The 12431-nt window shown below is 63.2% G+C and carries 13 protein-coding genes; 10 read left to right on the forward strand and 3 right to left on the reverse strand.

Annotated elements, in window-relative coordinates; translation table 11 throughout:
- Positions 1-743 precede the first annotated feature (743 nt).
- From HS053_RS02525 to HS053_RS02555, 7 genes are all read left to right on the forward strand, one after another.
- On the forward strand, positions 744-2027 hold the full coding sequence (locus HS053_RS02525) for an ABC transporter substrate-binding protein (protein WP_174209638.1): 1284 nt from the start codon (positions 744-746) through the stop codon (positions 2025-2027).
- A 96-nt stretch (positions 2028-2123) separates the two neighbouring features.
- A complete protein-coding gene (locus HS053_RS02530; RefSeq protein ID WP_174209639.1) occupies positions 2124-3086 on the forward strand; it encodes a carbohydrate ABC transporter permease in 963 nt (320 codons plus the stop codon).
- A complete protein-coding gene (locus tag HS053_RS02535; RefSeq protein WP_174209640.1) occupies positions 3083-3913 on the forward strand; it encodes a carbohydrate ABC transporter permease in 831 nt (276 codons plus the stop codon). The genes HS053_RS02530 and HS053_RS02535 overlap by 4 nt, the downstream gene beginning before the upstream one ends.
- A gap of 4 nt (positions 3914-3917) precedes the next feature.
- The gene (locus HS053_RS02540) at positions 3918-4922 is read left to right on the forward strand and encodes an ABC transporter ATP-binding protein (RefSeq protein ID WP_174209641.1); all 1005 of its coding nucleotides are present in this window, start codon (positions 3918-3920) and stop codon (positions 4920-4922) included.
- Between the two features lie 102 nt (positions 4923-5024).
- The gene (locus tag HS053_RS02545) at positions 5025-5810 is read left to right on the forward strand and encodes a ThuA domain-containing protein (protein WP_174209642.1); all 786 of its coding nucleotides are present in this window, start codon (positions 5025-5027) and stop codon (positions 5808-5810) included.
- Positions 5810-6868, forward strand: coding sequence for a Gfo/Idh/MocA family protein (locus HS053_RS02550; RefSeq protein WP_174209643.1), 1059 nt, complete (start codon positions 5810-5812; stop codon positions 6866-6868). Before HS053_RS02545 ends, HS053_RS02550 begins: the two co-directional genes overlap by 1 nt.
- 142 nt (positions 6869-7010) lie before the next feature.
- Complete coding sequence (locus HS053_RS02555; protein WP_174209644.1) at positions 7011-7187, forward strand: CTP synthetase; 177 nt, start codon at positions 7011-7013, stop codon at positions 7185-7187.
- Between the two features lie 16 nt (positions 7188-7203).
- Here the strand turns inward: HS053_RS02555 and HS053_RS02560 are convergent, their stop codons facing one another.
- Positions 7204-7974, reverse strand: a complete 771-nt coding sequence (locus HS053_RS02560) for an alpha/beta fold hydrolase (RefSeq protein WP_174209645.1) — start codon at positions 7972-7974, stop codon at positions 7204-7206.
- A gap of 91 nt (positions 7975-8065) precedes the next feature.
- On the opposite strand from HS053_RS02560, the gene HS053_RS02565 reads away from it, so the two are divergent.
- A complete protein-coding gene (locus tag HS053_RS02565) occupies positions 8066-8437 on the forward strand; it encodes a hypothetical protein (RefSeq protein ID WP_174209646.1) in 372 nt (123 codons plus the stop codon).
- On the opposite strand, the gene HS053_RS02570 is transcribed toward HS053_RS02565, so the two are convergent.
- Positions 8416-9264 carry a DUF817 domain-containing protein gene (locus tag HS053_RS02570; protein ID WP_174209647.1) on the reverse strand — a complete coding sequence of 283 codons (849 nt, stop codon included), beginning with the start codon at positions 9262-9264 and terminating at the stop codon, positions 8416-8418. The two genes, HS053_RS02565 and HS053_RS02570, sit on opposite strands and share 22 nt — an antisense overlap.
- A gap of 142 nt (positions 9265-9406) precedes the next feature.
- Here HS053_RS02570 and HS053_RS02575 point away from each other — a divergent pair, with 142 nt between their 5' ends.
- Positions 9407-10024 carry a hypothetical protein gene (locus HS053_RS02575; protein WP_174209648.1) on the forward strand — a complete coding sequence of 206 codons (618 nt, stop codon included), beginning with the start codon at positions 9407-9409 and terminating at the stop codon, positions 10022-10024.
- A 151-nt stretch (positions 10025-10175) separates the two neighbouring features.
- On the opposite strand, the gene glyA is transcribed toward HS053_RS02575, so the two are convergent.
- A complete protein-coding gene (glyA, locus tag HS053_RS02580; protein ID WP_174209649.1) occupies positions 10176-11462 on the reverse strand; it encodes a serine hydroxymethyltransferase in 1287 nt (428 codons plus the stop codon).
- Between the two features lie 194 nt (positions 11463-11656).
- Here glyA and HS053_RS02585 point away from each other — a divergent pair, with 194 nt between their 5' ends.
- Positions 11657-12421: an NAD kinase gene (locus HS053_RS02585; RefSeq protein ID WP_174209650.1), complete on the forward strand. Its 765-nt coding sequence runs from the start codon at positions 11657-11659 to the stop codon at positions 12419-12421.
- Positions 12422-12431: the final 10 nt, after the last annotated feature.

Consider the following 12431-nt stretch of genomic DNA (forward strand, 5'->3'; position numbering starts at 1 on the left):
CTATCACAGAGGTCGCGGGGTAGGTCTGTCCACGGAAAGGGGAGGTCCCACGATCAACCGATTTGTGCAACAGAGCCGTGTGACACTCGAACAACGTACATCTGTTTTGTGTTATTGTTCTAGGGCTTAGATTTTCTTGGTGGAGAACCCCCTCTGCTCCACCATCGACCCAATTTCCACCTAGGATCGCGCAGGATTGCCGCCCGTTTTCGCGGGGGCTGCGGTTTGCGTTGTCGTGGCGCGGTGCTTTGGCACCACCCGTAGGCCGTGGAGAGCGGTCGCGCGCGTCAAGGGCGGCTCTTCTTCTGATGTCAGTCATTTTGCCGGGGCAGCATCGGCAACGCTGCGATGCGGCGCAAATTTGAAGGCGCTTTGGTTCGGCGCCCCTCGGGCATTTGCGGCCGGCTTCCAAAGCGCGACGAGTCCCGTTTGAATTTGGAATGCCATACTCTGGCTGTGTTTTCTCTTGGAATGTTTGTTCCGCCGGTCACATCTGCCTTGAATATCAATCTCAACCGAAGGGCGCTTGCCGGGCTGGCTGCGCCGCAGCAAAGGTCGTGGGCCGGTGCTGCTGCATGGGGGCGGCTCAAGTTTGAAAGCGCTTTGGCCTTAGAATCGTTGACACAGCGCGAATGTTTGCGCTAAACGTCCGTCAACGCTTCGGGAGGCCGGTCCGCGCGGATCGGAAAAGGGGCGTCAAAATGGGGCGCCGAGGTGCCCCCAATCTTCAAGGGAGGAAATCCATGTCCTATGGAGTCAAGGGCCGTGCCCTGCGCTCTGCCGCCTGCGCGGCCATTCTTGCCGCGTTCGGGGCCCCCGTTCTGGCGGACGAGATTTTTTATGTGTCGGGCGCTGTCGGCAAGGCCGTCGAAAACTTCGGCGCTCTGGTGAAGCCCTGGGAAGAGGCGACCGGCCACAAGGTGACGCTGGTGCCGATGCCGGCCTCGACCAGCGACCAGTTCGGGCAATATCGCCTCTGGCTTGCTGCGGGTGCCACCGATATCGACCTTTATCAGACCGACGTGATCTGGGCGCCGCAGCTTGCCAATCACTTCGTTGACCTGACCGAGGCCGCCAAGGATCTGGCGCCGACGCATTTCCCCTCGATCATCGAATCGCAGACTGTTGACGGCAAGCTGGTTGCGCTGCCGATCTTCACCGATGCGCCGGCCCTCTACTACCGCAAGGATCTCTTGGAAAAGCACGGCAAATCCGTGCCCAAGACCTGGGCCGAACTGACCGAAACCGCCCAGGCCATCCAGGATGCCGAGCGGGCCGAGGGCAAGGCCGACCTCTGGGGCTTTGTCTGGCAGGGCAACGCCTATGAAGGTCTGACCTGCGACGCGCTGGAATGGGTCAAGAGCTTTGGCGGCGGCCAGATCGTCGAGCCGGATGGCTCGATCTCGATCAACAACGAAAACGCGATCAAGGCGCTGGAAACCGCCAAGGGCTGGGTCGGCACGATCTCTCCCGATGGGGTTCTGGCCTATCAGGAAGAAGAGGCCCGCGGCCTCTGGCAGACCGGCAATGCCGTGTTCATGCGCAACTGGCCCTATGCCTATGGTCTGGGCAATGGCGATGACTCGGCCGTGAAGGGACTGTTCGACGTGGCGCCGCTGCCCTCGGGCACCGATGGCGGACCTTCGGCGGCGACGCTGGGCGGCTGGAACGTGGCGGTGTCGAAATATTCGACCCATCAGGAGGCCGCGATTTCGCTGGCGCTCTACCTCGCCGGGCCGGAGGCGCAAAAGGCCCGCGCCCTGAGCGAAAGCAACCTGCCGACGATCGTGGCGCTTTACGACGATCCCGATATCGCCGCGCAGCAGCCGATCATCCCGCGCTGGAAGGATGTGTTCCTGCAGGCGGTTCCGCGTCCTTCGGCGCCGACCAAGGGCAAGTATAACGAAGTGTCGTCCAAGTTCTGGTCGGCGGTTCACAACACGCTGTCGGGTTCCGGTTCGGCGGCTGAAAACCTCGAGCTTCTGGCGGTCGAGCTGGAAGACATCAAGGGCGCTGGCTGGCAATAATCCCGCCCGCCGGATGACGACAGGAGGGGCGGCGGACACCGCCGCCCCTCTGCGTTTGCGCGACCTCGGGAGGAGGGCCGCGCGAAAGGGGGGATCATGACACAAACTGCCCAAGGACCGGGACGCGATCTTTCGCTGCAACAGCAGCGCCAGCGCGCCGCCTTCTGGTTCATCGCGCCCATGCTGGCGGCGCTGTTTCTGGTGGCGGCCTGGCCGCTTCTGCGCACGATCTGGTTTTCGTTCACCGATACGTCGCTGGACAACCTCTATGGCGGCCAATGGGTCGGCTTTGACAATTACCTGAAGATCCGCACGCTGGAATCCGGTCGCGTCCTCTACAAGGGCACGCTGGTCGATCCGGCATGGTGGAATGCGGTGTGGAACACCGTCAAATTCTCGGTCGTCTCGGTGATCTGCGAGACGGTGCTGGGCCTGATCGTGGCGCTGGTGCTGAATGCCGAGTTCAAGGGCCGCGGCTTTGTCCGCGCCGCCATCCTGATCCCCTGGGCGATCCCGACCATCGTGTCGGCCAAGATGTGGGCCTGGATGCTGAACGACCAGTTCGGGATCATCAACGATATCATGCTCAACCTTGGCCTGATCAGCCAGAAAATCGCCTGGACCGCCTCGACCGATACCGCGATGATGGCGGTGCTGATGGTTGATGTCTGGAAGACCACGCCCTTTATGGCGCTGCTGATCCTTGCCGGGTTGCAGATGGTGCCGCGCGACATCTACGAAGCGGCCAAAATCGACGGCATCCACCCGGTGAAAGTGTTCTTCAAGGTCACGCTGCCCCTGATCCGGCCCGCGCTGATGGTGGCGGTGATCTTCCGTATGCTGGACGCGCTGCGGATCTTCGACCTGATCTATGTGCTGACCCCCAATTCCAAGGCGACCAAGACCATGTCGGTGATCAGCCGTGAAAACATGATCGACTTCAACAACTTCGCCTATGGGGCCGCACAATCGACGCTGCTCTTCGCCATGATCGCGCTGTTCGTGTCGGCGTATATCTGGCTGGGCAAGGTCGATCTCGGCGGGGAGAGCGGCAAATGAACAGCAAACTTCTGAGCAACACCGGCTTCTACCTCTTGGTCGCGGCGGTGGTGATCTTTTCGGTCTTCCCGTTCTACTATGCGATCATCACCTCTTTTGCGACGGGAACGGCGCTGTTCGAGGTGAACTACTGGCCCAAGCATTTCGACCTGTCGAACTACAAGACGGTTCTGGGCGGCAGCACCTTTGGCCGGTCGATCGTCAACTCGGTCTTCATCGCCTCGACCACGGTGATCATGGCGCTGTTTCTGGCCGTGACCGCCTCTTACGCGCTGGCGCGGGTGCGGTTCCGCGGGCGGGGGCTGCTGCTCATGTCGATCCTTGCGGTGTCGATGTTTCCGCAAATCGCCGTGCTGGCGGGCCTGATCGAGCTGATCAAGTTCCTGGGCCTGTTCAACACGCCCTTCGCCATGATCCTCAGCTATACGATCTTCACGCTGCCGTTCACGGTCTGGGTGTTGACCACCTTCATGCGCGATCTGCCGGTGGAAATCGAAGAGGCGGCCATCGTCGATGGCGCCACCCCTTGGGTGATCATCACGCAGGTCTTCCTGCCGCTTTTGTGGCCGGCGCTGGTGACGACCGGGCTTCTGGCCTTTATCGGCGCGTGGAACGAGTTCCTCTTCGCGCTGACCTTCACCCTGTCCGAGGCGCAACGCACCACACCCGTCGCCATTGCGATGCTGTCGGGTGCCTCGCAGCAGGAAATCCCCTGGGGGCCGATCATGGCAGCTTCGGTGATCGTCACCGTTCCGCTGATCGTCCTCGTTCTCATCTTCCAACGCAAGATCGTGGCGGGCCTGACCGCCGGCGGCGTGAAGGGCTAATCACATGGCAAAGATCGAACTCAAGAACGTCAAGAAGTCCTATGGCGCGGTGGATGTCATCAAGGGCATCGACCTGACCATCGAGAAGGGCGAATTCATGGTCTTCGTCGGCCCCTCGGGTTGCGGCAAGTCCACGCTTCTGCGCCTGATCTCGGGGCTGGAGGAAATCACCAGCGGCGACATGCTGTTCGACGGGACGCGGGTGAACAACCTTGTCCCCTCGGACCGCGGCATCGCCATGGTGTTCCAGAGCTATGCGCTTTACCCGCATATGAAGGTCTACGACAACATGGCCTTCGGGATGAAGCTGGCAAAATCCTCGAAGGAGGAGATTGAAAAGCGGGTGCGCGATGCGGCGAAGATGCTGCAGATCGAACATCTGCTGGACCGTCTGCCGAAACAGCTTTCGGGCGGTCAGCGGCAGCGGGTGGCCATCGGCCGCGCCATCGTGCGCGATCCGCGGGTCTTCCTGTTCGACGAACCGCTGTCGAACCTGGATGCCGCGCTGCGGGTGCAGACCCGTCTGGAAATCGCCAAGCTGCACCATTCGATGAACCAGGTGACGATGATCTATGTCACCCATGATCAGGTGGAGGCGATGACGCTGGCCGACCGCATCTGCGTGCTGCGCGACGGGCGGCTGGAACAGGTGGGCAGCCCGGCAGAGCTTTACGAACGGCCGAACTCGATCTTTGTCGCAGGCTTCATCGGCAGCCCGAAGATGAATTTCCTGACCGGGAAATTCGCCGCGGACGAAGGCTGCACCACGCTGGGCGTGCGGTCGGAACATATTGATCTGGTTGAGGCCGGCGGCAAATGGTCGGGCGAGGTGATCCACACCGAAGACCTTGGTTCGGACAATTACCTGTTCGTCGAAATCGGTGCCGAAGAACCGCTGATCGTGCGTCAGGACGGCAAGCTGAAGGTGGCGCTCGGGGCCACGGTCAATCTGCAGCCGAAACCGGGGATGCTGTATCGGTTTGACGAAAGCGGCAGGCCGATCCGCTGAGACAGGCGGCGGACCGGGGGTTTCACACCCCCGGACCCCCGTGGGATATTTGGGAACAGATGAAAGGGCAGGGCGCCTTTTCATCACGAAAGAGGAACGCGCATGAACATCCGGGTCACAGTCTGGGGCGAAAACGTCCATGAACAGATCAACAAGGTCGTTGCCGAGGTCTATCCCAAGACCATGCATGGCACGATTGCCGAATTTCTGAACCGTGAGGCGGGGATCGCCGCGACCACGGTGACCCTGCAGGATGCCGAGCATGGGTTGACGGCCGAAAAGCTGGCCGAGACCGATGTGCTGATCTGGTGGGGCCATCAGGCCCATGGTCAGGTGGCCGATGCCGTGGTCGAGCGGGTGGCCGAGGCGGTCTGGGGCGGCATGGGGATCATCTTCCTGCATTCGGCGCATTTCTCGAAACCGTTCAAGCGGCTGATGGGCACGCCCTGCAACCTGTCCTGGCGTGAGGCGGGCGAGCGGGAGCGGCTTTGGGTCACCAGCCGTCAGCATCCGATTGCGCGCGGTCTGCCGGACCATTTCGAGCTGGAATATGAAGAGATGTATGGCGAGCCCTTCGGCGTGCCGGAGCCGCTTGAGACCGTTTTCGTGAGCTGGTTTGCGGGCGGCGAGGTGTTCCGCTCGGGTCTGACCTATCGGCGCGGGGCGGGCAATGTGTTCTACTTCCGCCCGGGGCATGAAACCTATCCGACCTATCACGACGCCAATGTGCAGAAGGTGATCGGCAATGCCGTGCGCTGGGCCTATAACCCCTTGCCGCGCATTCTGGACGCCACCGACGCCCCGAACCGCCCGGTGGACAAGGCGCTTGAGCCGATCACCGAGCGCGGGCCGCGGCTGCACCATGACGGCGAGGCGGGGTATCGCTGATGGCCGCGCCTGTCCGCATCCTGATCCTGGGCACCGGCGGCATGGCCAACAACCATGCCGAGAAATTCGCCGAGATCGAGGGCGTCTCGCTGGTTGCCGGGGTGGATACCCGCCCCGGGCCGCTGGCCGATTTTTGTGCCCGCCACCACATCCCCAACGGTTTCGCCTCGGTTGACGAGGCGCTGGCCTGGGGGGAGTTTGACGCGGTGACCAATGTCACCCCCGACGCCGCGCATTACCCGACCACGCTGCCTTTCCTGAAGGCGGGCAAGCATGTTCTGTGCGAAAAGCCCCTTGCCACGAATGAGGCCGATGCCTCCGCCATGGTGGCTGCTGCCAAGGCGGCAGGGGTGGTGAACATGGTCAACCTCAGCTACCGCAATGTCGCCGCCCTGCAGCAGGCGGCGAAGATGGTGCGTGACGGCGCCATCGGCAATGTTCGCCATTTCGAGGCGAGCTATCTGCAAAGCTGGCTGACCCAGCCTGCCTGGGGCCATTGGGACCGCGAGAGCCAGTGGCTGTGGCGTCTGTCCACGCAGCATGGCTCGAAGGGCGTGCTGGGCGATGTGGGCATCCACATTCTGGATTATGCGCTGTTCATCGCCGGCCTGGACGCGACCGAAGTGTCCTGCCGTCTGGCGACCTTCCACAAGGCGCCGGGTGACCGGATCGGGGAATATCCGCTGGACGCCAATGACAGCGCCACGATGCAGCTTGTGCTGTCGAACGGTGCTTTGGGCACGGTGGCGGCAACGCGCTTTGCCTCTGGCCATCTGAACGACCTGCGGCTGCGGCTTTATGGCGACAAGGGCGGGCTTGAGGTTAGCTTTGAAAACCAGATCAGCCGCCTGCGTGCCTGTCTGGAGCCTGATCTTCAAGCCGCCGCCTGGCACGAAATCGAGGCGCCGGTGCTGCCGAACATCTATCAGCGCTTCATCGCGGCCATTCGCGGCGAAGGCGCACCTGATCCCGACTTTGCGCGCGGTGCCATGTTGCAGCGCCTGCTGGACCGGGCCGAGCAATCGGCCGGGCAGGGCGGCCTGAGCCTTTCGGTCTGAAAGGCAAGGCCGCTTGGCCGGGGCGTCCCCAGCGCCCCGGCTTTCATATCTGGAAATTGGCATCTGTTTGATGCGGATCAAGGTGCGGTGGCGCCCGGTCGGTCATGGTCAGGGCAAGCGCGCTTGCCTTACGGAGGTTGCCATGGCCCGGCTGATGATGATTCTGTTCTCGATGATCTCGACCACGCTGATGGGGGTGGGGGTGATCATCGCGCTGGTCTCGGGAAATGACACTCTGACCCCGATCCTGATCGCGGCGGCCTGTGGCTTTGTGCTGGCGCTGCCGGTCAGTTGGCTGGTGGCGCGGCAGTTGGCCTGATCCGCGGCCCTGACCCTCAGGCGTTGAGGAAGACGCGCACCGTCTCTTCAAAGGCGCGCGGCTGGTCGGCGTGCAGCCAATGGCCCGCGCCCGGCAGCTTGGCAAACCGGGCATGGGGGAAAAGCGCCCGGATCGTCTCGCGGTGTTCGGGGCGGACATAATGGCTTTCGGCGCCGGTCAGGAACAGGGTCGGCCCGTCAAAATGGCCTTGGGTGCCGGGCCAGCCGACGATTTTCGGCATTTCCGCCTCAAGCACCGACAGGTTCAGCCGCCATTGCGGCGGATTGGCCTTGAGATCAAGAGATTGCAGGAAAAAGGCCCGCAATCCGGCATCGTCGATCAGCGCCGACAGCCGCCGGTCCGCCTCTCCGCGTGAGGTCAGGCCGGACAGGTCCAGCGCCTGCATGGCGCGGGCGTGATGGCTTTGGTCATGGGAATAGGCCACCGGGGCGATGTCGGCCACCACCAGCTTGCGGATCAGCGCGCCTTGGGTCAGGGCAAGCTGCATCGCCGTCTTGCCGCCCATCGAATGGCCCAGAAGGTCCACCTTGCCGCCCAGCGTGGCAATCACCTCGGCCAGATCGGCCGCCATTTCCGGGTAGCTCTGGCTGGTGGCGCGCGGGCTGGTGCCATGGTTGCGCATGTCCACCGCCACCACATCGCGCCGATCGGCCAGCCGCCGCGCGATCACCCCCCAATTGCGCCCCGAGCCATAAAGCCCATGCACGATGATCAGGGGAAGCGCGCCGTCCGGCGCGGTCGCGGGGTGCAGGATCGTGGTCAGCATGGCCCTTCCTAACGCGGCACGCATTCCGGGGCCAGAGGTGTTGAAGCATGGTATGGCAGCGTCTAATGTGAAGCCGAGCAGGAGTGGGTTCATGGCAGGCGCCAGCATTCAACAGATGGCCGACCGGGTGGCGCAATTGCTGGAAGAGCGGTTGCGTCTGCGCGGCAAGGGGCTGGCGGAAAAGCTGCGGCGCGGCGGGCGGCTTTTGCCCAAGAAGGTGCGCGCGGCGGGCGAGGTTCTGGTGCAAGCCTCCAACATGGCGCAGAATCCGCGGCTGCTCATGCAGATCGACCATGGGCAGGTGGCCGAAGCCTATGACCTGTGCCTGACCCATCTGGGCAAGGTCAATGCGGGAGAGCGGCGCAAGACGGCGCTGATCGGCGTTCTGGCCTCGGTGGCGTTTTCGCTTTTGGCGGTGGGGCTTCTGGTGCTGGCGGTGGTCTATCTGCGCGGGCTGATCTGAGGCGGCGACAGCGCCCCCCGCGACACCAGTGTCACCGTGACGAAGGCCACCCACAACAGCAGATACCACGAGCCGAGCTTGGCAAAGCTCACCCAATGGTCGGGCCGCTGACCGGAGTAGAGCCATGTCCCGGTGGCGGTTCCCACATTCTCGGCAATCCAGAGCGCCAGCGCCGAGAGGAGGGCGGCAAGCGGCATCGGCATCCAGAGGTGGCGGCTGGAAATGCGGAACCAGACGCGGGTCCGGGCGAACATCAGCAGGGTCGCGGCAAACAGGACCAGCCGGATATCGGGCAGAAAATGGTGGGCAAAGAAGTTGCCATAGATCGCCAGCGCAAGGGCCAGCGCGGCCCAGAACGGTGGGAAGGGGTTGAAATGCATATCGAAAATGCGGATCACCCGGGCAATGTAGCTGCCGACAGAAGCATACATGAAGCCCGAAAACAGCGGCACGCCCATCAGCTTGAAAAGCGCGGGTTCAGGATAGGCCCATGATCCGGCGCCGACCTTGAACCATTCCATCGCCGTGCCGGTGAGGTGAAAGAGCAGGATCACCCGCGCCTCCTCCCATGTCTCAAGCCCGCGCCAGAGGAAGACAGCTTGGGTGGCAATGGCGAAAAGGAAGAGGAAATCATAGCGGTGCAGCGGCCAGCCCGGCTGCCATATCAGCTTGCTGGCAATGATCGCCGCCAGCAGCAGCCCGCCGAACAGGCAGGCCCAGCCCTGCTTCAGCCCGAACATGACAAACTCGGCCAGCGCATAGGGCAGCCGCGCCCGGGCCCAGTCGCCAAGGCGCCGTTCAAGGCGGGGTGTGTGCTGGGGGATCATGCGGTCCTGCGCGGTGGTTTCGGCGGATGTGACAGGCAGGTTTGGGGCAGGTCAAGTAGGGCGGCACGGCAGAGGCACTTGCCGGTCATGGCGACTTGTCCGAGGATATGTTGAGATGATCGGGAGCGGGAACAGGTTCGCAATGACGGTTTGTCCGGATGACGCATTGACGGCATCCCAGCGCGAAGTGCAGCGACTGCTGGGACTGTGTCTGCTGCGGCTCCAAGCCTATGAACGTCTTATCAAGACGCTTGTGGTGGAACACGAATTCTCTGGATTGGCGCTTGATCTGGAAGCTGTTCGGCGCGCGCGGGTGGAAAGCATTTCGCGCAATACGCTTGGGCAGATGGCAGGTATTTTTCTTGGGTCCTATCTCGTCGCCGGGGACGACAACACGGCGCCCGACCCAGAACTCGCCAGTGCCGAAAGCCTTCCGCATGTCGGCTTCAAGTTTCGGGTAGAATTGACAGAGGCAGACTACGCGCAGGCTGAAAGCGAAATCAGGGAATTGGTCCAATTGCGCAACACGCTGGTTCACCACTTCATCGAGCAACAGGACTTCGACAGCCTCGACGGTTGCCGGCACGCAGAAGAAGCGTTGATCGCGGCATCTGACCTAATTGGTCAAAGCTATGAACGCCTTCGGGAATGGGCGGAAGACATGGGGAAAGCGCTGGAGGCCATGCAGTCGGATCAGTTCCGCACGACCATGATCAAAGAGATCGTCGTGGCGCCACGCGGGCGCAACCGCCGCCATTAAGCTCCGGTCTGTTGATGTCGCAGGTGGGCAGATTGCCCACCCTACGGGTTTGGCCTTGGCTTTTATGCAATGAAGAACCCCGCCGGGGCGGGGTTTTCGGGGCCGCGAAGGGATGGGCAGATTGCCCATCCTACGGGGTGACGGTTTGGTTTCAGAGCCCCGGATAGAGCGGGAATTTGGCGCACAGCGCCTCGACCTTGGCTTTCACCGCTGCCTCGACCTCGGCATTGCCGTCTTCGCCGTTCGCCGCAAGGCCATCGACCACTTCGACGATCCATTGGGCGATCAGGCGGAACTCGGCCTCGGCAAAGCCGCGGGTGGTGCCTGCGGGGGTGCCAAGGCGGACGCCCGACGTGATGGTGGGCTTTTCCGGGTCAAACGGGATGCCGTTCTTGTTGCAGGTGATATGGGCGCGGCCCAGCGCCTTTTCGGTGGCATTGCCCTTCACGCCCTTGGGACGCAGGTCCACCAGCATGACATGGGTATCGGTGCCGCCGGTCACGATGTCGAGCCCGCCCTTCATCAGCTCATCCGCCAGCGCCTGTGCGTTCAGCACGACTTGCTTGGCGTAATCCTTGAACTCGGGCCGCAGCGCTTCGCCAAAGGCGACGGCCTTGGCGGCGATCACATGCATCAGGGGGCCGCCCTGAATGCCCGGGAAGATGGCCGAATTGACCTTCTTGGCGATCTCTTCGTTGTTCGTCAGGATCATGCCGCCGCGGGGGCCACGCAGGGTCTTGTGCGTCGTGGTGGTCGCCACATCGGCATAGGGGAAGGGCGAGGGGTGCTGGCCACCCGCGACCAGACCGGCGAAATGCGCCATGTCCACCATAAGCAAGGCGCCGACCTTGTCGGCAATGGCGCGGAAGCGGGCAAAGTCGATCTGGCGCGGCACGGCGGAACCGCCGGCGATGATCAGCTTGGGCTGGGATTCGACGGCCAGGCGCTCGACCTCGTCATAGTCGATGCGGCTGTCTTGCTGGCGCACGCCATATTGCACCGCATGGAACCACTTGCCCGACTGGTTCGGCGCCGCACCATGGGTCAGGTGGCCGCCCGAAGCAAGGTTCATGCCCAGAATGGTGTCGCCCGGCTTCAGCAGCGCATTGAACACGCCCTGATTGGCCTGCGAGCCAGAGTTGGGCTGCACATTGGCAAAGCCGCAGCCGAACAACTCCTTGGCGCGGTCGATCGCCAGATTTTCGGCCACGTCCACCCATTGGCAGCCGCCGTAATAGCGCTTGCCCGGGTAACCTTCGGCATATTTGTTCGTCATCACCGAACCCTGCGCCTCCATCACGGCGCGGCTGACGATGTTTTCCGAGGCGATCAGCTCGATCTCGTCGCGTTGGCGACCGAGTTCGTTGGTGATCGAACCGAACAGTTCCGGGTCGCGGCTGGCAAGGCTTTCGGTGAAGAAACCGGGGGTCACGGACATGGGGCGCTCCTGTGGCTGGTCGCGGGTTGTTTACGACACGGCACCCGGGGGAGGAAGGGACGAAAACGACGCTTTGCCGGAGAGGCACGAAAAAAGTTTCCGATCGGAAACATGCGGGGCCGATGCAAAACCCCGCGTGAGGGGTTGAGTTTGCCGGCAGGGCGGCGAAGACTGCCGGGAAATGGGAGGATGCCTTGGCCCTGAACCGGATCGCTTTCTGCGCCAGCACCGCGCCTGCGGCACAAGAGGCTTTTGCGGCGCTGGTGGCGCTGCATGGCCAGACCCCGCTGGAGGCGGCGGATGTGGTGGTGGCGCTGGGCGGCGATGGCTTCATGCTGCAGACCCTGCATGACAGTCAGGCGTCGGGCCTGCCGGTTTATGGCATGAACTGCGGCACCATCGGTTTTCTGATGAACACCTATTCCGCCGAAGACCTGCCCGCACGGCTGGCGGCGGCGGAAGAGGCGGTGATCAACCCCCTGGCCATGCGGGCGGTGGCCGCGGATGGCAAGGTGACCGAGGCGCTGGCGATCAACGAAGTCTCGCTGCTGCGCGCGGGGCCGCAGGCGGCCAAGCTGCGCATCAGCATCGACGGGCGGCAAAGGATGGACGAACTGGTCTGCGACGGGGCGCTGGTGGCGACGCCGGCCGGGTCCACGGCCTACAACTATTCGGCGCATGGACCGATCCTGCCCATCGGGGCGGATGTGCTGGCGCTGACGGCGATGGCGGCGTTCCGGCCGCGGCGCTGGCGCGGGGCGCTGTTGCCCAAGGCGGCGGTGGTGCGGTTCGACGTGCTGGAACATGACAAACGCCCGGTGCGGGCCGATGCCGACAGCCGCCCGGTGCCCGATGTGGTGATGGTCGAGGTGCGGTCAGAGCCGCGCATCGCCCACCGCATCCTGTTTGACCCCGGGCACGGGCTCGAAGAGCGGCTGATCGTCGAACAATTCGTCTGAGGCAAGGCGC

It is taken from the genome of Tabrizicola fusiformis (assembly GCF_013328815.1).
Classification (GTDB): domain Bacteria; phylum Pseudomonadota; class Alphaproteobacteria; order Rhodobacterales; family Rhodobacteraceae; genus Fuscibacter.